Consider the following 23483-nt stretch of genomic DNA (forward strand, 5'->3'; position numbering starts at 1 on the left):
TGACCATGAGCGATGTGAACACGATGCGAGCCATCAGCCAGGACGTCCTCGGCGGTCCCGAGGTCCTCAAGGAAGTAACGGTGGAGCGGCCGAAGCCGGGCCCGAACCAGGTGCTGGTCAGGGTGCGGGCCGCCGGCCTCAACCCCACCGACTGGAAGCACCGGGCCTTCGGCCTGTTCCTGGGCGAGCCGCCGTTCGTCCTGGGCTGGGACGTGTCCGGCGAGGTCGCCGCGACGGGAACCGGCGTGGTCGCCTTCGAGCCCGGCGACGAGGTCTTCGGCATGCTGCCCTACCCCTACGGCCACGGCTCGCACGCCGAGTACGTGATCGCGCCGGTCCGCGCCCTGACGCGCAAGCCGGCCTCGATCGACCACACCCAGGCGGGCGCGCTGCCGCTGGTGTCCCTGACCGCCTGGCAGGCGCTGACCGAGCACACCGGCATCCAGCCGGGGCAGCGGGTGCTGATCCACGCGGCGGCGGGCGGGGTCGGGCACGTGGCCGTGCAGATCGCCAAGGCACGCGGCGCGTACGTGATCGGCACCGCGAGCGCGGGCAAGCACGACTTCCTCCGGGAGATCGGCGTGGACGAGGCGATCGACTACCGGTCCACCGACTTCACCGAGGCGGTGCGGGACGTCGACGTCGTCCTGGACACGATCGGCGGGGAGACGGCCGTGAAGTCCCTGCGCGTGGTGCGGCCGGGCGGGATCGTGGTGTCGATCCTGCCGGACGGCAACCCGGAGTACTTCGCGGAGGCCGAGCGGCTGGGCGTACGGGGTGTGCAGATGCTGGTCGACGCCGACCGGGCCGGGATGGAGGCGGTCGCGGAGCTGGCCGCGTCGGGCAGGCTGCGGGCCACGATCGCCGGGACGTTCCCGCTGGCCGACGCCGCCAAGGCGCACGAGCAGGGCGACACCGGTCGTACGACGGGGAAGCTGGTGCTGCTCGTCGACTGACCCATCGCGGTGCCACACGCGTGAAACTCGAAGACATATGTCAATCGAACATGCTCAAATTCCTTCCATCGAGGGTAACTTGACGATCGGGGATCCGACGTCCGGGCGCGGGTGGGAGGTGATGTCGAGGTGCGACACGAGCCCGTACCCTTCACCCGGCATCTGCGCGTGTACGCCTACCGTGCCCACACGGTCCTGGAGTTCCGGGGCGAGATCGACATCGCCGCGGCGGCGGAGATCGCCCCGGCCCTCGACCAGGTCACGAACCGCCCCGGCGCACGGGTCGTGATCGACCTGCGGCGCGTCGAGTTCTTCGACTGCTCGGGCCTGCGCCTGCTCTACCGGGCGCGGGCCCGGGTGCTGGAGCACGGCGGGCGGCTGCACCTCGTGTGCACCCATCCGCTGACCCTGCGCGTCTTCCGGGTGACCGGCCTGGCCCGGCTGCTGCCGCCGCACCCCACCACGGACGCGGCCGTCGAGGAGGCCGAGGCCGCGTCCGGCTCCTGGTGAGGGAGGGCCGGCCCCTCGGCGTCGGCTAAGCGCTCCACGACTCCTCGAACAGGGCGCTGACGGACTCTCCGTCGTGGATGCGCCGGACCGCCTCGGCGAGGGCCGGGGCGATCGACAGGACACGCAGCTTGCCGGTGTGCTCGGCCTCGGGTACGGGCACGGTGTTGGTGCAGACGATCTCCAGCACGTCCGGCTGCTCGCTCAGCCGCTTGAGGGCACCCGCCGCGAACAGCCCGTGCGTGCACGCCACCCGGACCGACCGCGGCCCCGACTCCCGCAGCCGGTCCAGGAGTTCCAGTACGGTGCTCCCCTTGGCGATCTCGTCGTCCAGCACGATCACGTCCCGGTCGGCGACGTCGCCGATGACCGAGCTGATGCTCACCCGGTCGTCCGCGTACCGCTGTTTGGCACCGGCCGCCACCTGCGCGCCGATCCGCCGCGCGAAGGCGGCGGCCTCCTTGGCGTTGCCGAGGTCCGGGGAAACGACCGTGGTGCGGCTCAGGTCGTACTGCCTGAAGTGCGCGGCCAGTTCACGCAGCGCGTGCAGGTGGTCCACCGGCACCGAGAAGAAGCCGTGCACCTGCGGCGAGTGCAGGGTCATGGCGAGGACCCGGCTCGCGCCCGCCGCCACCATCAGGTCGGCGACCAGCCGCCCGCCGATGGAGATCCGGGGCGCGTCCTTCTTGTCGGAGCGGGCGTAGGAGTAGTGCGGCATGACGACGGTGATCCGGCCCGCGGAGGCGCCCCGGGCCGCGTCGCACATCAGCAGCAACTCCACCAGGTGCTCCTGCACCGGTGTGACCAGCGGCTGGATCAGGAAGACGTCCCGTTCCCGGCAGTTGGCCTGAAGTTGCACCTCCAGACAGTCGTTGGCGAACCGGCTGACCCGTGTCGGGCTGAGCGGCACACCGAGGTGCGCGCAGACCTCCTGGGCCAGGTCGGGGTGGGCACTGCCGCTGAAGACGGCGATGTCTCGCACGATCCGCTCCTCGCGTGATCACTCCGGGCTGCCGGGCCCATGCTACTGGCCTGGGCCGCAGCGGTAGAGCGTCTCACCGGCCGCCGTGCTCCCGGCGCGCCCCCGCGTGGACGCGGCCGCGGCGGAGGGATCCGTGCCGCCGTAGGCCGAGGCCGGCACCCTGGTGCAGGAGGACCGGACCCAGCCGGTGATCTCCGTGGCGGCCGTCGGCCCGGACCCGCCGCCCGGGAAGCCCATGCCGCGGCCGCCGAGCAGCACGTACCGGACCTCGCCGGACCGCACCAGCTGCCGGAACCCGGCCTCGGTCGGGAACGGGGCCCTGCCGCTGAACCCGCCGAGCGGCAGGACGTGCACACCCGTGCTCAGGATGTACGGGGACGCCGTGCTCCAGCTTCCGGTGGCGAACACATAGGCGGCGGAGCCCTGGTGGGCGCGGGTGTAGTCGAGCAGCTGGCGCTGGTCCGCGGTCAGTCCGCCGTCCGCCTCGACACCGCCGAAGCCGCCCGTCCCGCCGGGCCCGGACAGGCCGGCGCGCCCGGCGCTCCCGGTGCGCCCGCGGGTCGTCGCCGGGGCGCCGGGCGTCCCGCCGCCGGCCCACGCCTCCTGGCCGTACCACCCGGCCCCCGAACGCGCCGCCCCATGGCCGCGACCGGCGCCGGACGGGCCCACCGCGCCCATGCCGGTGCTGCGGTAGACGGGGTTGAAGACCTGCACCGCCCACGCGCCCGGCGCGACGAGCAGCGCCGCCAGGGAGGCGGCGAGCCCGGCCAGGGCGAGCCGGCCGCCGGCGCGCGAGCGACCGGGCCGGGCCGGCACCAGCAGGACGACGGCGGCGAGGCCGAGCACGGCGACCACGGGTGCCAGCCACGGCAGGAAGGACGGGACCTGTCCCGCGAGGTACGCGCTCCACCCCGCCGTGGCCGCCACCGCGCCCGGCAGCACCCAGGCGCGGCGGCCTCCGGCCCGGTGGGCGCGCCACATCAGCACCGTTCCGGCGCCCGTGAGCGCGGCGAGCGGTACCGCGATCACACCCATGTAGTAGGTGTGGCCGCCGACGCTGCCGGCGCTGAAGACCAGGAAGTAGGTGGCGAGCCAGGTGCCCCACAGGAGGAACCCGGCCCGCAGCCGGTCGGTGCGCGGCCGTCCCCGGCGCCACAGCAGACCGCAGACGGCGGCCACCGCGGCGAACGGGTAGAACCAGCCGGTCTGGTCGGCGAGCGCGGCGCCGAACATCTTCGACCAGCCGTCCTGGCCGCCGCCGCGACCACCGGCGGACTGGCGGGCGCCGCCCGCCCCGGCCGCCGGGCCACGGGTGCTCCCGACGGGGCGCGTGCCGTGGGCGCCGCCCGCGCCGGCCGCGCCGGTGCCCCGGTAGCGGACCCGGCCGGATCCGGCGCCCGTGCCGCCACCCGACCGGCCGAACGCCTGCCCGGCACCCGTGCCGCCCCGCGCACCGCCGAACGCCTGGCCCGCGCCCATACCGCCGCCCGCACCGCCGAACGTCTGCCCGGCGCCGCCGCCGTGACCGTGTCCGCCGCCCTGGGTCGCGCTGACACTGCCCGTGGAGGCCGCGCTGATGCCGAGGGAGGCGAAGCGGTTCAGGAAGTTGTAGCCGACGACCATGCTGAAGGCGGAGTTGTTGGTGGTCCCGTCGACGTAGGGCCGGTCCTTCGCCGGTACGAGCGTGACGGCCAGCATCCACGACGCCGACACGGCGGTCGTCACCAGCGCGGAGACCCCGAGGTGCACGAGGCGCCGCCGCAGCGTGAGCGGCGCCGAGACCAGGTACACCAGGGCGAGCGCGGGCAGCACGGCCCACGCCTCCAGCATCTTGGCCTGGAAGCCGACGCCGACCCAGACCCCGGCGAGCACCAGCGGGGCCGGCCGGCCGTCACGGGCGGCGCGCTGGGTGGCCTCGGCCGCGAGCAGCACGCACAGGGTGAACATGGGGTCCTCGACCCCGGTGCGGAACAGCCCGACCGCCACGGGCGTCACCAGGAAGGCGGCACTGGCGATCAGCGCCGCGTGCGTGCCGGCCCAGCGGCGCACCAGCCGGTGCAGCACCAGCAGGCTCGCCACCCCCTCCAGAACCTGGGGAAGGATCAGCGCCCACGGATGGAATCCGAGGAGCCGGGCGGACAGCGCCTGCGGCCAAAGGAATCCCGGCAATTTGTCGAGGGTGATGGAATTCCCGGGATCGAAAGAGCCGTAGAAGAATGCCTTCCAGCTCTCCGTCATGCTGCGGGCGGCGTCCGCGTAGAACGTGTGGTACTGGCTGTGGTTGATGCCCCAGGCGTAGAGCACCGCGGCCAGCACCGTGACGACCAGCAGCGCGGGACGGGCGTACGCGGGCTCACCCACCGGTGATCTCCACGGTGGCCTGCGGTCGGCACCGGTGGGGGCGGTCGCATCGAGGACGTTCGTAGCCATGCGCAGCAGTCTTCGTCACCGCGCACGTCCGCAACGCCGAAGCGGCCCGTATTCAAGGAAACTCTCACCACCCCGAGGGCAATTCTTTAACCGCCCGACATCGAATTTGCACCGGTGAAGCACGTTCATTACCCGCCCCAGAATTCCGCCGCACACAGGAATCCGACAGCAATGGCACAGCCTTCCGGCGCGTCCGCCGCCGGCCGTGTCGCCTCAACACGGCGGTCTGGCGGGGCGGGTGACGGGGCATCCGCACTGCAGGAAGGAGGACCGTCACGATGACGACTTCTGTCAGGCGCATGCCCGGCTGGGCCAAGGCCGTGGCCGCGCTCGTGCTGGTGCTCGCCGTGCTGTTCGCCGGGATCCGGCTGGCCGTGCTGCCGGGCATCAAGGACCTGTTCGGCACCGAGACGCACGACCGTTCCGGCCCCGCACTGCTGAAGTCCATCCAGGACATGAGCCGTTACGACGCCGCCTCGGGCAACTTCCAGGTCGTGGTGGACCTGGAGAAGGACTCCAAGTACCTGCCCGACGCGATCCGCGGCACCCGCACCCTGTACGTGGGGGCGGGCACCGTGGACGCCTACGTCGACCTCGGACAGGTCGGCCAGAAGGACGTGTCGGTCAACGGCGACCGCACGTCCGCCACGCTCCGGCTGCCGCACGCACGGCTCGGCAGCCCGGCCCTCGACCCCGACCACTCCTACGCCGTCTCCAAGCAGCGCGGGCTGCTGGACCGGCTCGGCGACCTGTTCTCGGACAATCCCAACAGCGAGCAGGCGGTCCAGAAGCTGGCCGTGAAGCACATCGGCGACGCGGCGCGGAGCAGCGGGCTGACCGCGCGTGCCGAGACCAACACCACCGGCATGCTCCAGGGCCTGCTGCGCTCGCTCGGGTTCAAGGAGGTGCGCATCACCTACGGTTCGTGAGCGGCCGTGACCCGGCGCCCGGCGCTCAGCCGCCCAGCACCGCCGGCAGGGCCAGCGCCCCCAGCACCGTGGCGCCCACCAGCAGCCAGGCCACGTAGTCGCCGACGTGGCCGGACTGCAGGCGCCTGAGGGGCGCGGACCAGCCGGGGGCCGCCACCCAGCGCGGGCGGGCCACGGCGAGGGCGGCGAGGCCCACGGCCAGCGCGCTGGCGGCCAGGTCGAGCAGGACGCCCTCCGGTGTCCACCGCGCGGACGCCCCGGCGCCGCCGGACCCGGCCTCGTTGACCGAACGCGCCACGATGTCGCCGAAGCCCGGGACCGCGCCGACGGCGAGGGCGCCGAGGAGCAGCACGGCGGGCACCGTACGCATGGTGTCCGGGAGCCGGCCGGCCAGCCCGGACGTCTCGGGCTCCTCGTCGGAGCCGCCGGTCTGGTCCTCGGTGTCCGCCGGGCGCGGCCCGAGCCCGAGGAACACGCGGGCGGTCACCGTCAGGACGGCACCGCCGGTGAGCGCGGAGGCGGCCACGTACACCACGGTGAGCGCGCCGCCGACCGCCTCCTCGCTGACCGCCTTGCCCAGTCCCGTGCCGAACGGCGGCAGGCCCGCGAGGGCGAGGCCGCCGACGGCGAACATCACCGCGGTGCCGCGCAGCTCCCGCGCGCGGCCGTGCAGCTCGTGCTCGTCGAGGCTGCCGAAGCGGTCGAGGAGCAGGCCCGCGCAGGCGAACAGCGCGGCCTTCACCCCGGCGTGCGCGAGGATGTAGATGGCGGCTCCGTCGTCGCCCTCGGGGGTGAGGACGCCGATGGCGATGAGGAACAGTCCGGCGTGGGCGATCGTCGAGTAGGCGAGCAGCCGCTTGATGTGCCGCTGGTACCAGCACATCACGGAGCCGACGAGGGCCGTGAGGACCCCGAGCGTGACCAGGGCCCGGGTCAGGTCGGCGGGCGGGATGCCGCCGGGCCCGGAGAAGACGGTGCCGTACACGCGCCAGACGCCGTACACGCCCAGTTCGACCATCACGCCGGACAGCAGCATGCACACCGGGGTGGGGGCGACGGCGTGGGCGTCGGGGAGCCAGAAGTGGAAGGGCACGGTGGCCGCCTTCACCAGCAGGCCCGTCAGCACCAGCACGAAGGAGGCGAGGACCAGCGCGTCCGGTCCGCCGTGTCCGGCCGCCGCGCTGTCGAGTCCCCGGCCGATCTTCGTGTAGGCCAGCTCGCCGGTGCGGGCGTACAGCAGTCCGAGGCCCGTCAGCAGAGCGTAGGCGCCCAGGGAGTTGACGACACCGAAGGTCAGCGCGCCCTGCACCGCCTTCGCCTCGTCGATGCGGTAACCGGTCAGCGCGTAGGCCACCACGCTCATCAGCTCGAAGAACACGAACGCGTTGAAGAGGTCGCCCGCGATGGCGAAGCCGCACATGGCGCCCTGGAAGACGAGCATCAGCGCGGGAAAGGAGCCGGTGTGCCCGAGCGGGGGTTCGTCGAAGTAGCGCCACGAGTAGGCGAGTGCCGCGAGGCTCACCAGCGAGACGAGCGCGGCCATGCCGAGCGACGGCCCGTCCCCGATCACCACGATGCCGACGCTCTCGCCGCGCACCGGGACCCAGCCGCCCACCCATTCGACCATCGGCGGGGACGAGTGGAGCAGCAGTACGAGGGCCAGCGCGGCGGTCGCGGCGGAGGCGGCGAGACCGGTCAGCTCGGCGGCCACCCGGGGCAGCCGGCGGCCCGCGGCCACCAGCACGGCGGCCCCGAGCAGCGGCACCACGACGAGGAGCGGGAGCAGATGGTGCATCAGCCGCGCAGCTCCCGCAGCTCGTCGGGGTCGACCGTGCCGTGCCGCTTGGCGATCTGCAGGACCAGGGCGAGCAGCAGCGCGGTGACGGTGGCGCCGACGACGATGTCGGTCAGGGTGAGGGCCTGCACCACGGGGTCCACCACCGGCCGCGAGCCCGGCTCGATATCCGAGAAGACGGGCGCGGTCCCGCCGGTGCGGTAGCCGACCGCCAGCAGCAGGACGTAGGTGGAGGACTGGCACACCGCGAGACAGCCGACGGCATGGATCAGGTTGCGGCTGGTGGCGAGGCCGTAGCAGCCGGCCAGGAAGACGTAGGCGGCGACCAGGTACGGAAAGACGTGCATCACGGAGTTCTCACCTCCCGGACTCCTCCTCGATCTCGACGGCCTGGTCGAGGAAGTTGGCGAGCAGCACCACGACCGCGCTCGCCACCTCCATGCCGATGAAGGCGTTGAGCAGCGGGACGATGCCGCCGGAGGACAGCGTGTTGAAGGTGCCCAGGGGCAGCAGCGTGTTGGCGAGGAGGGCGGTGCCCGCCAGGACGCCGGCCAGGCCCAGCACCAGGTAGCAGGAGACGGCGACCGCGTCGGAGACCTCGTAGACGCCGGTCGGGCGGACGCGTTCCAGCGCGCGGTAGTCGGCGCCGAGGTACAGCAGGTGCAGGGCGGTCGCGGCGACCACGCCGCCCTGGAAGCCGCCGCCGGGGCTGAGCTGGCCGTGGGCGACGACGTACAGGCCGCAGACGAGGGCGACGGGCAGCACGAGCAGCGCGTAGCGGCGGACCGGGCGGGCCACCTCGGCGGGTTCGGGCTGCGCCCGGTGCTCGTCGCGGGCCTGGCGCAGCAGCACCACGCAGCCGAGGACGGCGGCGAACAGGATGCTCATCTCGCCGAGGGTGTCGTAGGCGCGCTGGTCGAAGTTGACGGAGGCGATGGTGTTGGCGGTGTGCCGGGCGATGGAGGCCCGCACGGCCCGGATGCCGTACGGGTGCCGGCGGCCGCCGAAGCCGGGCAGGTCGAAGCAGGCGGCGACCAGCAGGGCGGCCAGACCCGCACCGCCGAGGGCGAGCACCCACAGCCGCAGCCGCCGGCTCACCGCGCACCGTCCTTGGACCGGCCGCGCCGTCTGATCTTGCGGACCGACAGCATGATCAGCAGCGGGGTAAGCGCCGAGCCCACGGCCAGCTGGGACAGGCCGACGTCCGGGGCCTGGAGCACGGTGAACAGCACGGCGAGGAGGACCCCGAACACGGACAGCACCAGCGCCTGGCGGGACGGGTCGCGCTGGACCACGGCCGCGGTGGCGCAGGCGGCCACCAGCAGCAGGGCGACGACGATCACCGCGTCGGCCATGCGTCACCACCTCCGGCGGCGCCCGGCGCCGCGCCTCCGCTGCGGTGGCACCCGGCGCCCCACGGCAGGTCAGCCACCGCGCACCCCCCGGAAGCCGCCCGTCAGCGACCGCGAGGCGACCAGGTTGCCGCCGATCAGCAGTGCGCCGATCACCAGGAGCTTCACCGTCGCCCGGCCCGCCCCGGTGACCACGCACAGCGTGAGCACGACGGCCGCGCCCAGGCCGGCCGCCGCGTAGGTGAGCCCCCAGGCGCTCGCCCGCTGTCCCTCCAGGTCGTCGGAGAGCAGCCGGGCGAAGACCAGGGTGCCGACCGGGCCGAGCAGGGCGAGCAGCAGGGCGAGGTCGAGATAGGCCGGCCGGCCGTAGCCCTGCGAGAGCAGCAGCAGCGCCGGGCACAGCACCGAGGTGGTCAGGTTCTGCGCCACCACGCGGCGCGCCATCGGGCCGGTGGTCACGCCCCAGAGGGCGGCCGCCCCTCCCCCGCCCAGCACCACGGTCGCCGCGAGGATCCAGCCGTTCACCGCCAGGTCACCGCCCGCCGGCCGGCCCGGGCCAGCAGCGCCCCCGCGGCGGCGGCGCTGCCGCCGACGACCCATTCCAACGTGTACACCGGGGTGATCAGGACCAGCCACAACGCCATCAGCGCGGCCCACCAGACCAGCAGTTCGCCGAGGGCGAGGAGGACCGTACGCGGTGCCGTGCGCCGGGTCATCCGCCACCTCCTCGGTCCGATCCGCCCATATACACGGCGGTATGTCAGCTTCTTCGCTCGGGGCATCCAAACACCGCCGACCCCGTCGGGGGGCGGCGGCGCGCGAGTCCGCCGACGGAGTGCCCCGGGAGCGTGAACGGAAACCGGCGGCGCGCTCCCGGCGCCGCCCCGGAGGCCGCATCCTCGCCGTTTCGGCGGGTAACCGCCTAACGAATCCGAGACGTTGGACACGGGAGGAAGCATGGGCCGGACCGCCCCACGACTGCCCGCGGTGCTGCGCGCACCCAGAAGGCGGGAACAGCCGAAGGAGGCCGGCCGGGCCGCCGAGCGGCATGCGCTTCCCCTGCCCCTGCGACTGCTCGCCATGCTGGTCGCGTTCGCGTTCATGGTGGCGTTCGCCGTCGTCCTGGCCCGGCTCACGCTGGAGCCGTCCCCGGCCTCGGTCGCGCTGACGCACAGCAATCTGCACCCCGGCCGCAGCATCAGGGCCTACGTGGAACACGCGCAGTGGCGGGACGCGGTCAAGCAGCTCGGCGGGAACGTGCTCCTCGGCGTCCCCTTCGGGGTGCTGGTGCCGGTGCTCGCGCCGCGGTCCCGCAGTGCCCTGCGGGTGCTGGCGCTCACGGCGCTGGTGATGCTGATGGTGGAGCTGGTGCAGGGTGCGCTGGTCACCGGCCGGGCCTTCGACATCGACGACGTCATCCTCAACACCAGCGGGGCGCTGCTCGGTTGGCTGCTGCTGGGGCGGCGGCTCGGGCGGGGGGTGCACCGGCGGGTCACCCAACCGTCGGCCGGGTGAGGGACCGCGGCCGGCAAGTGCGTGGACGTGGCCGGCGCCAACCCGGCGAACGGCACCCCGGTCCAGCTCTACGGCTGCAACGGCACCGCCGCTCAGTCCTGGACGGTCGGCCCGGACGGCACGCTCCGGGCGCTCGGCAAGTGCCTGACCGTGACCGGCAACGGCACGGCGGACGGCTCGACCGTCCAGCTGTGGGACTGCACCGGCGGCCCCAACCAGAAGTGGACCGTCACCGCGGCGCACGACATCGTCAATCCGCAGGCGGACAAGTGCCTGGACGTGACCGGGAACAACCCGGCCGACGCGACGCGCCGGCCCCAGGCCCTCGTACCGGACGTACTCGGGTCTGGGGCCGGCACGGCGAGCGTGCGTGCATGGCGTCGCGCGGCAGACGGGAACGGTCACGGTCGCTCATGCCTGCCTCGCCGAGCCTGCGGTAGCGGTCGGCCCACCGCTGGGCGGTGGTCGGCGAGACCTGGAAGCGTTCCACGGCCCGGCGCAGCGGCCAGCCGTCCTCGACCACACAGCGGGCCAGGCGCAGCCGTCCGGTCTCGGTCAGGGGTGCATTACGGTGGGGCACGAGGGCCTTTCGTTGCTCGGTGGAGATGTCGCAATCCACACCGACCCGGAAGGCCCTCACCCGTTCAAGGTCCCTCAGCCGAGACCTGACTCACCCGAACACCTAGGGCTCAGCGCAGGGTCCAGGTGTACTTGCCGCCGCCGACCCATCGGACCACCTCGGGGTCGTCGAGGTCGTGGACGGTGATGCCGTGGGAGGCGGCCACCTCCAGGACGTCGGTGACGGTCTTTGCCCGGCCGATCACCTCGCCGTCGATCTCCACGATCCGGAAGGGAGGCTCGCCCGGCCCTCCCGGGCACACACCGAGCACCAGGATCCGCGGATGGGAGATATAGGGAGCTGATTGTTCGGTCATGCAATTCAGCGTAGGACGTAACCCTGGCCGGTGGGTCATCAGGGTCCACCGTCCAGGAGTCCGGGACCGCCGGCCGCGCCACTCCGGGCGGCCGGTCCGCCGGCGCCGGCCGCAGCGGATGCGCCGGTGGCCCGGGCCGTCGCAGGCGCCGGTGCGTGGGCTCACCAGGGGTGATGCCGGGCCCGGCCGGATCCGGGGGCCGGTACCCCCGGTGAGCGGCCACGCACCGCCCACGGCCGCGCGGCTGGGGACGGCGCCTACCGCTCGCCAGGCCGTCGCGGGACAGGGCGAAGGCGCCGGTGCGGCTGTCCCCATCGGTGACCACGGCGGTTCGCCGGGTCTCCGGTTTGGGTGTAGCGGCCCTCCTCCTGAGCGGGGGCATCGCGGTACCCCCGGGTCCCGCCGGTCGCGCGCTCGCCGCGCCTGGTCATGGTGCCCGGTGCCACCCTGGTCTGCATGGAACCCGTCGCCGCCCTGGACCGGATCGCCTTCCTGCTGGAGCGGGCGCTGGCGCCCACCTACCGGGTGAAGGCGTTCCGCACGGCCTCGCGCGTGCTGGCCGGCCTGCCCGGGGACGAGGTCGCCGATCGCGCGCAGGCCGGGACGCTGGAGTCGCTCAAGGGGGTCGGGCCGAAGACCGCGCAGGTGGTGCGGGAGGCGCTGGCCGGTGAGGTGCCGGGCTACCTGCGCAGGCTGGAGGAGGAGAGCGGGGCCGCGCCCGAGGGCGCCGGGGCCGGGCTGCGGGCGCTGCTGCGCGGGGACTGCCACACCCACTCGGACTGGTCCGACGGGGGCAGTCCGATCGAGGAGATGGGCCGGGCGGCGGCCGGGCTCGGCCACGAGTGGACCGCCCTCACCGACCACTCCCCTCGGCTGACGGTCGCCCGGGGCCTGTCGCCCGCACGGCTGCGCGAGCAACTGGCCGTGGTGGAGGAACTGAACGCGCGGTGGGCGCCGTTCCGGCTGCTCACCGGGATCGAGTGCGACATCCTGGAGGACGGCTCGCTCGACCAGGAACCGGAGCTGCTGGAACGGCTGGACGTGGTCGTGGTGTCGGTGCACTCCAAGCTGCGGATGGACGCCCGCTCGATGACCCGGCGGATGGTGGCCGCCGTCCGCGATCCGCACGCCGACGTCCTCGGGCACTGCACCGGACGGCTGGTCACGGGCCGCGGCCGGCCGGAGTCGGAGTTCGACGCGGACGAGGTGTTCGCCGCCTGCGCCGAGTCCGGTACGGCCGTGGAGATCAACAGCCGCCCCGAGCGGCTGGACCCGCCCCGGCGGCTGCTGCGCCGGGCCGTGGCCGCGGGGGTCCTGTTCTCCGTCGACACCGACGCGCACGCGCCCGGCCAGCTGGACTGGCAGATCCTGGGCTGCGCCCGCGCCGAGGAGTGCGGCGTGCCCGCGGAGCGGGTGGTGACCACCTGGTCGGCGCCGGAGCTGCTGGACTGGACGCACGAGGGCCGGGTGCCCGCACGCGTGGCCGGGCCCTGACGTGGTACCCGGGCCGGGAACGCCCCCCGAGAGAGGAATCCCGGATGGACCGCGCCGCCGTTTTCGACGTCGACGGAACCCTCGTCGACACCAATCACCTGCACGTGGTGACCTGGTGGGAGGCCTTCCGGCAGGCCGGTCACGACGTACCGATGCACGCCGTGCACCGGGCGGTGGGCCTCGGGTCCGAGGACTTGGTCGCCCATCTCCTCGGGGACGACCGGGACCGGGACCAGGACTCCGGGCTGAGCGCGGCGCACAAGGCGCTCTACGGCCAGTACTTCGCCCGGCTCCCCGCTCTGCCGGGCGCCGGGGAGCTGCTGCGGCGACTGCACCGCGACGGCTGGACGGTGGTCCTCGCCACCTCGGCGAGCGGGTCGGAGCTGGGCGCGCTGCGCCGGGCCATCGACGCGGACGAGGCCATCACGGACACGGCGAGCAGCGATGACGTGCGGGAGGGCAAGCCCGCTCCGGAGCCGGTGGAACACGCGCTGGAACTGGCCGGGGTGCCCGCCTCACGGGCGGTGTTCGTCGGGGACACGGTGTGGGACATGCGGGCGGGCACCAAGGCCGGGGTGCGCTGCGTGGGTGTCCTGTGCGGCGGGATTCCGCGGGCCGACCTGGAGGAGGCGGGGGCGGAGGCCGTCTTCGCGGACCCCGCCGATCTGCTCGCCCGAATCGCCGGAAGTCCGCTGGCCTGAGCCTCACACACCGTGACACAGGTCACGTATACTGGCGGAACACCGCGGAGTGGTTGCCCGTTGAACGAGGCGTGGGTGCGGATGGGGCAGTGTCCCCGGGCCTCACCTTCCGCCCACAGGGACGATCGTCCGGCTGAAACCCTGTGGAGCCCGTCGCCGAGTGGCGACCGCCGTTCGAACCCACCATGGACCGCCCCGGTCGTGAATCCCCCGTCACGGCCGGGGCTCTTCTCGTGCCCGGTCACGCCCGGCCGCGCGGGCCCGCCGCGGCCGCCGCGGGCGTCCCGGCGCCGAGGAACTCCCGCAGGTCCGCCGTGAGCCGCTCCGCGTGCGTCGCGAACAGGCCGTGGCCACCGTTCTCGTACACCTTCAGCACGGCGTCCGGCGCGAGCCTCGCCGACCGCTCGCCCGTGTGGGCCAGGGGCGCCGAGGTGTCGTGCGTGCCGTGCACGACGAGCACCGGGACGTCCAGCGCGGGCAGCTCCGCGGCGAGGTCGAGGCCGGCCACGACGGCCCGTACGCCGGTCGACGCGCGGGGCGTGGCCGCCAGGCACCGGTCGACCGTGTGGCGCACATAGGCCGGGGACACCTCGTTGCCGGGCCGGCCCGCGGCGAAGAAGTCGTCCGCCATGGCGGTGAAGTACGCGGCCCGGTCGCGCCGGAAGAACTCCTCGTCGGCGCGCACGAGCGCCGGGTCCAGGCCCTCGGGCAGGGCGGCCGAGCGGACCACCCCGGGGCTGACCCCGGCGACGAGGGCGACGCGCGCCACCCGGGCGCTGCCGTGCCGGGTCAGGCAGCGCACCACCTCGGCGGTGCCGACGGAGTGGCCGATCAGGGTGACCTCGCGCAGGTCGAGGTGGTCGAGCAGCCCCTGCAGGTCGTCGGCCAGGGTGTCGAGGTCGTAGCCGGACCAGGTGTCCTCGGAGCGGCCGTGCCCCCGCCGGTCCAGGCCCACGCAGCGGTGGCCGGACTCCGCGAGGGGCAGCATCTGGTACTCCCACAGTTCGTGCCCCAGATAGGCGCTGGCGACGAAGACGGCGACGGGGCCGTCGGCGGGACCGTGGTCGGCGTAGTGGAGTCGGACGCCGTCGACGGGGCTCTCGTAGTACGGCATGGGGGGCCTCCTCGGGTTCCGGCCCGGTCCGGCGGGACGGGACGTGATCGTGCTGACGATCCAGATGGTTCCCGGAACCGGCCCCCGGGTCGATTACCTGCCACGTCATGCCGGGTGTGCGGGCGTGGCGCCCGGGTACCCGGCCGGGCGTCGAGCCTCCGCCCCACGGACGGAAGGAGCCGAGAGGTGAGCAGCTCAGCGGGCAGCAGGGTGGTGGTGACGGGCGCGACCGGCAACGTCGGTACGAGCGTGGTGCGCCTGCTCTCCGAGGACCCCGGGATCAAGTCGGTGCGGGGCATCGCCCGGCGCACGCCCGGGTGGTCGCCGCCGAAGACCGAGTGGTCCGGCGCGGACGTCGCCTCGGACCTGGCGAACCTCGCGGAGCGCTTCGAGGGCGCCGACGCGGTGATCCACCTGGCCTGGGCGTTCCAACCCACGCACGACCCGGCGGCCACCTGGCGGACCAACGTGCTCGGCGGCATCCGGGTGTTCGAGGCCGTGGCCGCGGCCCGGGTGCCGGTGCTGGTGCACGCGTCCTCCGTCGGGGCGTACTCCCCGGGTCCGAAGGACCACGCGGTGGACGAGTCATGGCCGACGCACGGCTGGCCGGACGCCGCGTACTGCCGGGAGAAGGCCTATCTGGAGCGCACCCTGGACGTGTTCGAGCGCGACCACCCCGAGGTCCGGGTCGTCAGGATGCGCCCGGCGTTCCTCTTCAAGTGGGAGTCGGCGAGCGAGCAGCGCCGCATCTTCGGCGGGCGCTTCCTGCCCGGTCCGCTGGCCCGCCCCGAGCTGCTGCCGTTCCTGCCGGACGTCCCGGGCCTGCGCGTGCAGGCGCTGCACACCGACGACGCCGCCCGGGCCTACCGGCTCGCGGTGGTCTCGGAGACCGCCCGGGGCGCCTTCAACCTCGCCGCCGAGCCGCCGCTCGACGCCGCCGTGCTCGCCGAGCTGCTCGGCGCCCGCCCGGTGCGGCTGCCGCGTACGGCGGCCCGCTCGGCGATCGCCGCCGCCTGGGGGCTGCGGCTGCTCCCGGCCTCCCCGCACCTGTTCGACGCGGTGCTGCGCCTGCCGCTGATGGACTGCGCACGAGCCCGCACCGAGCTGGGCTGGCAGCCCCGGATGACGGCGACCGAGGTGATCCAGGAGTTCCTGGACGGCCTGCAGAAGGGCGGGGGGACGGAGACCGAGCCGATGCGGGGACGCAAGGTGGGCTGAGCGGCGGAGCGAGGCGCACCGACGGACCGCCGAGGAGAGCGACATGGCCGCACAGCGGGAGCAGGAACCCGGACACGACACGGAGCCGGTCCCCCGGGACCTGCCCGACCAGCAGGCCCAGGGCGACGACGACCCCTGGGCCGCCACCACGGGGCCGTCCGGCGACGCGCCGGAAGCGGACCGGGTGCCGGACCCCGACGAGGCCGGCGCGGGGCCGCGGGGCGCGCGGGGCCCGGATGCACCGGACCCCGAACAGCCGGTCCCGGACGAGCCGTCGGACTGAGCGGTCTAGCGCGGGGCCCGCTCCTGGAGCGCGGCCCGCCAGGCCGGGAGCCGGTCCTCGGGCGCCGGTTCGGGGCGCCGCCCGCCGCCGGTGAAGAAGTCGGCCAGCGGCAGGATCGCGGCGCCCACCGTGACCGCGTCGGGGCCGAGTCGGCCCAGTTCGATCGTCACCTTGTCGGCCGGGTGGCGCAGGGCGTAGGTGGCCGCGTGCCGGCGCACGGAGGGCAGGAAGCGGCTGCCGAGCTGGAGCCCGGCCCAGCCGCCGACGATGATCCGCTCGGGCTGGAAGAGGTTGATCAGGTCGGAAAGTCCCGCGCCCAGGTACTCGGCGGTCTCCTCCAGGACGGCCAGCGCGACCGGATCGGCCTCGGCCCCCTCGGCGGGGTAGGCGGCGGCCAGCATGGCGGTGAGGGCGGTCTCCTCGTCGGCGTTCCCGGGCGGGCAGCCGCCCTCCTCGCGCCAGCGGGCGAGCAGCGACTCGGCGCCCGCGTATGCCTCCAGGCAGCCGGGGGCGCCGCAGCGGCAGCGCCGCCCGCGGACCCGGACCGTCAGGTGGCCCCACTCGACGGCCCGGCCGTGCTCCACCTCCGGGGCGACCAGGCAGGCCCCGACGCCGGAGCCGAACAGCACGACGACGGCGTTGCGGGCCCCGCGTCCCGCCCCGAACCACATCTCGGCCTGGCCGAGGGTCTTGGCGCCGTTGTCGATGAAGTACCGGACCGTCTCCGGGAGTTCGGAGGTGGCGCGGAGCAGCCGCTCCAGCGGCACCGCGTCCCATCCGATGGTCTGTCCGTGCACGACGGCACCCTGGTCGGGAGTGTGCTCGACGATGCCCGGGACGCCGACCCCGACGCCGAGCAGCCGCTCGGGTGCGGCGCCCCCGGCGGTCAGCACCTCGGCGACGCCGTCGCGGATGTGCCCGACGATGACGTCGACGTCGTAGCCCTGCGGGGTCAGCGGGCGCTCGGTGCGGGCGAGTTCGGTGAGCGCCAGGTCGAACAGCTCGACCCTCACCCGGGTCTCGCCCACGTCGACGCCGATCATCTGGCCGCTGTGCGGGGCGACGCGCAGCAGGGTGCGGGGCCGGCCGCCGTCCGAGTCGACGCTGCCGGCCTCCTCGACCAGGCCGTCGGCGATCAGGTCGGCGACCACGTTGCTGACCGAGCCGGAGCTCAGACCGGTGGCCGGGCCCAGCTCGAATCGGCTGAGCGGGCCGTCGAAATACAGTCGTTGCAGTACGGCCGTGCGGTTGCCCCGCCTGAGGTCACGTACCGTGCGCCCGTTCCGCCCCGCCATGCGGCTCCCTTCACGAACCCTGCCCGACCTGCAACATACCCCTTCGGACAGCCGGAGCGCGATATTTTCCCAACCCTTAGTTCACGCTGTGAGCTAAGCAGGGGCCCCATCCGGCGCCGCACATCCCCTCCCCCTGGCTCAGCCGGCCGCGTACACGTCCTCGACGTACCGCCCGTCCGCCACCAGCGCGTCGAGCCACCGCCGGGCCGCCGCCCCGTCGGCGCCGGGGGTCCGCTTCAGGTACAGGGTACGGAACGCCTCGCGCACGCCGGGCGCCATGCGGGCGCCGTCGCCGCACACGTACACCCGGGCGCCGGCGCCGAGCAGCGCCCACACCTCGTCCGCCTCGGCGGCGATGCGGTGCTGCACGAAGAGGGCGCCCTCGACGGGCGCGGCGCTGAAGGCCGGGCGCAGCCGGACCACCCCCGCGGCCTCGGCGGCGCGCAGCTCCCCGGCGTGCAGGAAGTCGGCTTCGGGGGCGTCGCAGCCGAAGTAGAGCAGCGCCTCGGGGAGTTCGGCGCCGGCGCGGCGGGCCTCGGCGCGGTCGGCGACGGCGCCGCGGAACGGGGCGAGTCCGGTGCCCGCGGCCACCATCACCACCGGCGCCGAGCCGTCGACCCGGAAGGCCTCGCGGCAGGGCCGCACCCGGGCGAGGACGGTGTCGCCGGGCCGCAGCGCGGCCAGGTGGCCGGAGCCGGTGCCGCGGTAGTGACCCCTGCCGGACCTGGCGGGGGCGTCGAGGACGGACACCATGAGGTCCACGTGGCGCGGGCCGGCCGCGGGCGAGGAGGAGATCGAGTAGTGGCGGGGCCGCAGCGGGGTCAGCAGGTCCAGCAGGAGCGGCCAGTCGAGGGCGCCGCACAGGGCGGGGTGGTCCTCGGCGAGTTCCACCAGGGTGCGCGGATCGTCGCCGGTGAGGGCCGCGAGGGCGGCGCGCTCGGGCGGGCAGGGGTTGGCCTCGGCGAGCAGGGCCAGCTGCCGCGCGGTCGGGCGCTCCTGCAACTCGACGTGGTGGGTGAGCACGTGGCGCACGGTCGACGGCCGGTCCACCGCGAGTCCTCCCCCGCGCCCGGCCGCGCCCGGGCGGGTGGCCCGGATGTCCAGGACGGCGTCCGGGTCGAGGCCGAACGCGGCGACCGCGCGGTCCACCAGGCCGGGGGCGTTGGCGGGGAGCACGGTCAGGTGGTCGGCGGTGCGGTAGGTGGCGCCGTCGGGCAGGGCGACGCGCAGGAACCGCTTGGCGCGCGGATGTCCGGGCGCGGTGAGGTCGTACGCCTCGGTGACGGTCATCGGGACCAGCCCGTGCCGCTCGGCGAGGGCGTCGAGCGGCCCGCCGGTCAGGGTGCGCACTTCGTAGGCGCGGCCGGGCTCGGCCGGGGTGGCGGCCGCGGCCCCCGGGTCGCCGTACCCGGTCAGCAGGGCGGTGCGCAGCCGGGCGGTGAACTCCCGGACCGTGCCGGTGAGATCGCCGGAGGCGTCGGCCGCGGCGCGTTCGGTCAGCCTGGCGGCGCCGAGTTCGGCGAGCCGGGCGTCGATGCGGGTGGGCACCTGCTGGTAGGTCGCCGACCAGTTGCGGTCGCCGACCCCGAGGACGGCGTAGCGGACACCGGTGAGGTCGGGGGTGGCGTCAAGGCCGGCGGTGAAGGCGGTGGCGTCGTCGGTGGGGCGGCCGTTGTAGGAGGCCGCGGTGATGACGACGGGCCGGTCCGTGGGCAGTCCGTCCGCGTAGGCGTCGAGCGCGGCGACCTCGGTGTCGCAGCCCACGGCGGCCGCCTCCTCGGCGAGTTGGGCGGCGAAGGCACGGCAGGTCCCGTAGTTGCTGCCGTGCAGGAAGAGCGCGCTCGTGCCGGGACGGACCCGCGCCGGGAGCGTCCCGGGGTCCTGGGCCCGGTCCCGCGGTGCGGCGGCGGTGCCGGGCAGCGGGGCGTGGACGCGGTCGGCCGAGGTGCGCGGGGTGAGCGTGAGGGTGAAGCCGTCGGGCTTGAGGGTGAGGGTCTCCTTCACGGTGAGCCGGTAGCCGGCGTGGTCGTGCAGCCGGTAGCGGTGCACCAGCATGGCCAGCAGCATGGTGGCCTCGTGCAGGGCGAACTGCCTGCCGATGCAGGCGCGTTCGCCGGTGCCGAAGGGTTTGAAGGCGTGCACCGGGCGGGCCGCCTCCGCTTCCGCGGTGAACCGCTCGGGGTCGAACAGCTCCGGGTTGTCGCCCCACACCGGCTGCCGGTGCAGCATCGGGGTGAGCACCGTGACGGCCTGCCCGGCGGCGAGGGGGACGCGGCCGCCGAGCACGGTGTCCTCGCGGGCCTGCCGGCTGAAGGCGGCGGCCGTCGGCCACAGCCGCAGCGCCTCGTTGAGGACCTGGCGGGTGTAGGTGAGCCGGCCGATGTCGTCGTACGTCGGCTCGGGGTCGGCCGCGTCGCCCCACAGCGCGTCGGCCTCGCGCTGCACCAGGCGCAGCGCGGAGGGGTGCTTGGCGAGGTAGTACAGGGCGAAGGACATCGCGCCGGAGGTCGTCTCGTGGCCGGCGATGAGGAAGGTGATCACCTGGTTGCGGATGTTGGCCGCGTCCAGGGTGGTACCGTCGGCCGGCCGGGCCGCGCTGAGCATCAGCCCGAGCAGGTCCTCGGCGCCGCTCTGGTCGGTGCCGGCGCGGGAGGCGATGACGTCGTCCACGACTCCGGCGAGGTGGTCGGCGTCCTGCCGGAAGGCCGCGTCGGCCGCCGAGTGGTCCTCGCCCGGGGTACGGGCGAGGCGGGTCATGCTCCACTCCAGGCAGCGGACCATGGACTCCACGAAGGGGTGCGGCCGGTCCCTCTCGAAGGAACCGAAGTCGTAGCCGAATCCGGCCAGTCCGATGGTGTCGAGGGTCATCCGGGTCATGTCGTCCGGGACGTCGACGGGCCGCCCGGCGCGCGCCGCGCGGTCCCAGTGCTCGACGAGCCGTCGGGTCACCCTCAGCATCACGGGGTGGTAGGTGCGCATCGAGCCGAGCGCGAAGGCGGGCATCAGGATGTCGTGCGCCCTGGCCCAGTTGGGCTCGTCGTTGTACGCGGTGAACAGGCCGTCGGCGGTGAAGGCGCGGACGTTCTCCAGCGCGGGTCCGATGTGCTTGGCGAAGCGCTGCTCGTCGGACAGGTCGGCGACCAGGTCCGCGTCGGCGACGAAGAGCGCGTCCCGGCCGTGCAGCCTGCGCACGAGCACCGGGCCGTGCTCGCGCATCAGGCCCATGACCTGCTGGAGGGGGGTGCGTCCGGGGCCCGTGGCGGTGATGTCGACGAGGGGGAGGCCTGGCGGGGTGGGGGCCGGTGCGGGGTGCGGTGCGGTGGGGGGCATGGCGCGGCAACTGCCTTTCGCGGTACGGGTGTACTGCGTTCCAGGGTGATCGACGGGAAGTCCGGGGCCACGCCGCGGCACTACACGATCGTGCAGTCGAAAGTGCCTCCCGGGGCTTGCGCGGTAGGCCGGCAGGGCCCTGGAGCTGGCGCTGACCTGGCCGTTCGTCTTGGATGGGCGGGACGGCCCGGGAACGGCGGGAGATGCGGATGGATGTGGGTCGCGGCGACGCCGTGGTCTGGCGCAACCGCGCCATGACGCTGTTCGACCGGGTGTCGGTGCCGGTCGCGGTGTGCGACGTGTACGGGCAGGTGGTGCTGGCCAATCCCGCGATGGCCGCCGAGTGCGGTACGACGCCCGGGCGGCTGTGCGGCCGGGACGTGCTGGAGCTGTTCCGCCCACAGGAGGCCACGCAGGTGGAGCGGATCGCCGAGGCGCTGCGGCTGCGGCGCCGGTCGCGCTACCAGGTGTCGGTCCGCTGGCAGGGTTCCGGCGGGGCGGAGCGGTTCGGCGAACTGACGGCGGATCCGGTGAGCGACAGCGTGGAGGAGACGCCGGCGCTGCTGGTGATGCTGCGGGTACGGGGCGAGCGCGCCGCGTCCCGGGAGCCGGGGCCGGCGCCGGTCACCGCCGTGGAGGGCCGGGTGCTCGCCCTGCTCGCGTCGGGCGCCACCACGGCCCGCGCCGCCCGCGACCTCGGCCTCACCGTGGACGGCGTCAACTACCACCTGCGGCGCCTGTCCTCCCGCTGGAACGCCTCCAACCGCACCGAACTGGTCGCCCGCGCCTACGCGCTGGGCATCCTCGTGCCGGGAACATGGCCGCCCCAGACGAGAGGGCCGGAGGCGGAGTAGGGCGGGGCGGAGGCGCCCGGGGTGGATCCGCGGAGCCTGCTCAGGTCGCCGAGCCGGTGGTCAGCGGGGTCGTCGCGCCGTGGTCTTCCGGGCCGGAGCCGGTGGACGCCGGGCCGGGGCTGCGGGAGGCGGCCGGTGCTGCCGTGCCCGCGCCCTGCGGGGCGCCGAAGCGTGCCAGGGTGTGCCAGACCATCTTGAGATCCTGAAGCTCGTGGCGGCCGGTGCGGGCCGCGTCGCTCAGGACGCGTGGGGTCAGCACGCCCCGCCCGGCGATCCGGGCGCCGAGGTCGGCGTACTCCGCGCCCCGGTAAGCGGCGTGCCGGCGCAGCCGGGTGACCGTGAGCCGGTAACCGGGGTGCCACTCCAGCGGGAACGGCAGCCGCCGGGCCGCGGCCTCCACGGCCGTGCCCCGGTAGCTCGCGTCCAGCACGAGCGCCTCCACGTCCCGCGCGAGCAGCACACCACCGTGCACATGGCCCTCGATGTAGTCGTCGAGCGCGTCCCGCCGGTCCGCCTCGGCGAGGGCGATCAGGGACAGCGCGCCGGCCGCCCCGAAGTCGGTGGGCTCGGCCGCGCTGTCCGGGTAGCAGAAGGTGGTCCGTGCCAGGACCGCCCCGCGCAGCCTGAGGTGGGAGGAGCCGAAGCGGGGAGCCGCGCCGACCACCTGGCGCCGGAAGTTCAGCGCGCCGTACAGCGGGCGCTCCGCCGGGGCCGCGTCGTCGTACGCGCCGCCGAAGATGCGGCTCTCCCAGCGCCGGCGGTCGCCGCCCGGGTGCGCGGTGAGGCCTCCGTTGCTGGTCCCGGTGACGAACTGGGAGTGGTAGGCGCCGTCCCGGGCCAGGGACTCCAGGATCGGCAGCCCGCCCGACACCCGGTCGGGATGGAAGTTGAGGGTCAGCCGCGGGCCCGGGACGAGCGGGGGCCGGACGCCCGGGCGGCCACGTGCCGCAGCGCTCGCAGGGCACGCGACGGGAGACCGTCCGGGAAATCCATTGGCCCACCCTCCCCAGGGGTACCTAGGCTGCAAGTGAACCTAGACCCCCTAGGTTCACCGCGGCACGACGAAGGACTCCCCCATGAGATCGCTCACCGAGCAGGACATCCGCAACTCATTTGTCAACTGCTCCAAGGGAGAGGCCAAGCGCCTCGCGGTACCCCGGGATCTCGGTGAACGCCCCTGGGAGGACCTGGACTTCCTCGGCTGGCGGGACCCGGGGGCCCCGGACCGCAGCTATCTGGTCGCCGAGCGGGAGGGCCGGCTGGCCGGCGTCGCCCTGCGCTTCCCCGCCGCCCAGCGCGGGTTCCTGCACCGCAGCATGTGCTCGCTGTGCCTGACCACGCACCGCGGCGGCGGGGTCTCGCTGATGACCGCGCGGAAGGCGGGCGCGGCGGGCCGCGAGGGCAACTCGGTCGGCCTGTACATGTGCACGGACCTGGCGTGTTCGCTGTACGTGCACGGCAGGAAGGTGCCGGAGTCGGGCAGCCGGTTCGAGGAGAGCCTGACGCTGGAGGAGCAGATCGCCCGCACGCGGGGCAACCTGTTCTCCTTCATCGACAAGCTCTCCTGAGGTCGGCCACTCGGCCCCTGGGCGAGGCCGAAAACGTGCGTTCACGCCACCCACTCCCCTCAGGCGGGCGATCGCCACGGCCATCCCTCCTCTCGGTGACCGGGTGGACGCCCTCCGTAGCCGGCCTGCGAGGATCCCCGGTCGGCAGAGGGCCACCGGGGGTTCTTTCCGGTCGGGCACGGCCCCCGAACGGTCACGTTCGATGCACCCGAGGAACGGGAACAG

The 23483-nt window shown here is 74.3% G+C and carries 22 protein-coding genes and 3 pseudogenes; 11 read left to right on the forward strand and 14 right to left on the reverse strand.

Annotated features, from left to right (window positions below; all coding sequences use genetic code 11):
* The first annotated feature begins 5 nt into the window (after nucleotides 1–5).
* Complete coding sequence (locus ACZ7FF_RS26515; RefSeq protein WP_470814899.1) at nucleotides 6–956, forward strand: NADP-dependent oxidoreductase; 951 nt, start codon at nucleotides 6–8, stop codon at nucleotides 954–956.
* Between the two features lie 129 nt (nucleotides 957–1085).
* On the forward strand, nucleotides 1086–1466 hold the full coding sequence (locus tag ACZ7FF_RS26520) for an anti-sigma factor antagonist (RefSeq protein WP_470814901.1): 381 nt from the start codon (nucleotides 1086–1088) through the stop codon (nucleotides 1464–1466).
* 25 nt (nucleotides 1467–1491) lie between these two features.
* On the opposite strand, the gene ACZ7FF_RS26525 is transcribed toward ACZ7FF_RS26520, so the two are convergent.
* Complete coding sequence (locus tag ACZ7FF_RS26525; protein ID WP_470814903.1) at nucleotides 1492–2445, reverse strand: ribose-phosphate diphosphokinase; 954 nt, start codon at nucleotides 2443–2445, stop codon at nucleotides 1492–1494.
* A 42-nt stretch (nucleotides 2446–2487) separates the two neighbouring features.
* Complete coding sequence (locus ACZ7FF_RS26530) at nucleotides 2488–4875, reverse strand: ArnT family glycosyltransferase (RefSeq protein ID WP_470814905.1); 2388 nt, start codon at nucleotides 4873–4875, stop codon at nucleotides 2488–2490.
* Between the two features lie 278 nt (nucleotides 4876–5153).
* Here ACZ7FF_RS26530 and ACZ7FF_RS26535 point away from each other — a divergent pair, with 278 nt between their 5' ends.
* Nucleotides 5154–5804 (forward strand): DUF4230 domain-containing protein, encoded by a 651-nt coding sequence (locus ACZ7FF_RS26535; RefSeq protein WP_470814906.1) that lies wholly within the window; start codon nucleotides 5154–5156, stop codon nucleotides 5802–5804.
* A 25-nt stretch (nucleotides 5805–5829) separates the two neighbouring features.
* Here the strand turns inward: ACZ7FF_RS26535 and ACZ7FF_RS26540 are convergent, their stop codons facing one another.
* From ACZ7FF_RS26540 to ACZ7FF_RS26565, 6 genes are all read right to left on the reverse strand, one after another.
* Nucleotides 5830–7599, reverse strand: a complete 1770-nt coding sequence (locus ACZ7FF_RS26540; protein ID WP_470814908.1) for a complex I subunit 5 family protein — start codon at nucleotides 7597–7599, stop codon at nucleotides 5830–5832.
* Nucleotides 7599–7946 carry a sodium:proton antiporter gene (locus ACZ7FF_RS26545; protein ID WP_470815073.1) on the reverse strand — a complete coding sequence of 116 codons (348 nt, stop codon included), beginning with the start codon at nucleotides 7944–7946 and terminating at the stop codon, nucleotides 7599–7601. Before ACZ7FF_RS26545 ends, ACZ7FF_RS26540 begins: the two co-directional genes overlap by 1 nt.
* A gap of 10 nt (nucleotides 7947–7956) precedes the next feature.
* A complete protein-coding gene (locus ACZ7FF_RS26550) occupies nucleotides 7957–8697 on the reverse strand; it encodes an MnhB domain-containing protein (RefSeq protein WP_470814909.1) in 741 nt (246 codons plus the stop codon).
* A complete protein-coding gene (locus tag ACZ7FF_RS26555; RefSeq protein ID WP_470814911.1) occupies nucleotides 8694–8954 on the reverse strand; it encodes a Na(+)/H(+) antiporter subunit B in 261 nt (86 codons plus the stop codon). Before ACZ7FF_RS26555 ends, ACZ7FF_RS26550 begins: the two co-directional genes overlap by 4 nt.
* A 69-nt stretch (nucleotides 8955–9023) precedes the next feature.
* Entirely contained in the window at nucleotides 9024–9476 is a 453-nt protein-coding gene (locus tag ACZ7FF_RS26560) for a monovalent cation/H+ antiporter complex subunit F (protein WP_470814912.1), read from the reverse strand.
* Nucleotides 9473–9667: a hypothetical protein gene (locus ACZ7FF_RS26565; RefSeq protein ID WP_470814913.1), complete on the reverse strand. Its 195-nt coding sequence runs from the start codon at nucleotides 9665–9667 to the stop codon at nucleotides 9473–9475. The genes ACZ7FF_RS26560 and ACZ7FF_RS26565 overlap by 4 nt, the downstream gene beginning before the upstream one ends.
* A gap of 241 nt (nucleotides 9668–9908) precedes the next feature.
* Here ACZ7FF_RS26565 and ACZ7FF_RS26570 point away from each other — a divergent pair, with 241 nt between their 5' ends.
* Nucleotides 9909–10466, forward strand: a complete 558-nt coding sequence (locus ACZ7FF_RS26570) for a VanZ family protein (RefSeq protein ID WP_470814915.1) — start codon at nucleotides 9909–9911, stop codon at nucleotides 10464–10466.
* A gap of 9 nt (nucleotides 10467–10475) precedes the next feature.
* Nucleotides 10476–10778 (forward strand): annotated as a pseudogene (locus ACZ7FF_RS26575) (ricin-type beta-trefoil lectin domain protein); the annotation flags it as partial.
* A 13-nt stretch (nucleotides 10779–10791) separates the two neighbouring features.
* On the opposite strand, the pseudogene ACZ7FF_RS26580 reads toward ACZ7FF_RS26575, so the two are convergent.
* Nucleotides 10792–11046, reverse strand: a pseudogene (locus ACZ7FF_RS26580) (helix-turn-helix domain-containing protein); the annotation flags it as partial.
* A gap of 109 nt (nucleotides 11047–11155) precedes the next feature.
* On the reverse strand, nucleotides 11156–11401 hold the full coding sequence (locus ACZ7FF_RS26585; protein ID WP_470814917.1) for a hypothetical protein: 246 nt from the start codon (nucleotides 11399–11401) through the stop codon (nucleotides 11156–11158).
* Nucleotides 11402–11857: 456 nt separating this feature from the next.
* On the opposite strand from ACZ7FF_RS26585, the gene ACZ7FF_RS26590 reads away from it, so the two are divergent.
* Both ACZ7FF_RS26590 and ACZ7FF_RS26595 read left to right on the forward strand, forming a co-directional pair.
* Nucleotides 11858–12895, forward strand: a complete 1038-nt coding sequence (locus tag ACZ7FF_RS26590) for a PHP domain-containing protein (RefSeq protein ID WP_470814918.1) — start codon at nucleotides 11858–11860, stop codon at nucleotides 12893–12895.
* A 44-nt stretch (nucleotides 12896–12939) separates the two neighbouring features.
* Nucleotides 12940–13596: an HAD family hydrolase gene (locus ACZ7FF_RS26595; protein WP_470814920.1), complete on the forward strand. Its 657-nt coding sequence runs from the start codon at nucleotides 12940–12942 to the stop codon at nucleotides 13594–13596.
* Nucleotides 13597–13837: 241 nt separating this feature from the next.
* Here the strand turns inward: ACZ7FF_RS26595 and ACZ7FF_RS26600 are convergent, their stop codons facing one another.
* The gene (locus tag ACZ7FF_RS26600; protein ID WP_470814921.1) at nucleotides 13838–14710 is read right to left on the reverse strand and encodes an alpha/beta fold hydrolase; all 873 of its coding nucleotides are present in this window, start codon (nucleotides 14708–14710) and stop codon (nucleotides 13838–13840) included.
* Between the two features lie 186 nt (nucleotides 14711–14896).
* Between ACZ7FF_RS26600 and ACZ7FF_RS26605 the strand changes: the two genes are divergently transcribed.
* Both ACZ7FF_RS26605 and ACZ7FF_RS26610 read left to right on the forward strand, forming a co-directional pair.
* On the forward strand, nucleotides 14897–15928 hold the full coding sequence (locus tag ACZ7FF_RS26605; protein WP_470814923.1) for an SDR family oxidoreductase: 1032 nt from the start codon (nucleotides 14897–14899) through the stop codon (nucleotides 15926–15928).
* A gap of 43 nt (nucleotides 15929–15971) precedes the next feature.
* Nucleotides 15972–16211 carry a hypothetical protein gene (locus tag ACZ7FF_RS26610; protein WP_470814925.1) on the forward strand — a complete coding sequence of 80 codons (240 nt, stop codon included), beginning with the start codon at nucleotides 15972–15974 and terminating at the stop codon, nucleotides 16209–16211.
* A gap of 5 nt (nucleotides 16212–16216) precedes the next feature.
* On the opposite strand, the gene ACZ7FF_RS26615 is transcribed toward ACZ7FF_RS26610, so the two are convergent.
* Together ACZ7FF_RS26615 and ACZ7FF_RS26620 are read right to left on the reverse strand one after the other, a co-directional pair.
* The gene (locus ACZ7FF_RS26615; protein WP_470814927.1) at nucleotides 16217–17506 is read right to left on the reverse strand and encodes an ROK family protein; all 1290 of its coding nucleotides are present in this window, start codon (nucleotides 17504–17506) and stop codon (nucleotides 16217–16219) included.
* 138 nt (nucleotides 17507–17644) lie between these two features.
* The gene (locus ACZ7FF_RS26620) at nucleotides 17645–20836 is read right to left on the reverse strand and encodes a cytochrome P450 (RefSeq protein ID WP_470814929.1); all 3192 of its coding nucleotides are present in this window, start codon (nucleotides 20834–20836) and stop codon (nucleotides 17645–17647) included.
* 209 nt (nucleotides 20837–21045) lie between these two features.
* On the opposite strand from ACZ7FF_RS26620, the gene ACZ7FF_RS26625 reads away from it, so the two are divergent.
* Nucleotides 21046–21690, forward strand: a complete 645-nt coding sequence (locus ACZ7FF_RS26625) for a helix-turn-helix transcriptional regulator (RefSeq protein WP_470814930.1) — start codon at nucleotides 21046–21048, stop codon at nucleotides 21688–21690.
* Between the two features lie 40 nt (nucleotides 21691–21730).
* Here ACZ7FF_RS26625 and ACZ7FF_RS26630 read toward each other — a convergent pair.
* Nucleotides 21731–22683: pseudogene (locus ACZ7FF_RS26630) on the reverse strand (DUF3626 domain-containing protein).
* 83 nt (nucleotides 22684–22766) lie between these two features.
* Here ACZ7FF_RS26630 and ACZ7FF_RS26635 point away from each other — a divergent pair.
* Entirely contained in the window at nucleotides 22767–23258 is a 492-nt protein-coding gene (locus tag ACZ7FF_RS26635; protein WP_470814932.1) for an FBP domain-containing protein, read from the forward strand.
* Nucleotides 23259–23483 lie beyond the last annotated feature (225 nt).

The sequence above is a fragment of the Streptomyces sp. NPDC037126 genome, assembly GCF_055605965.1.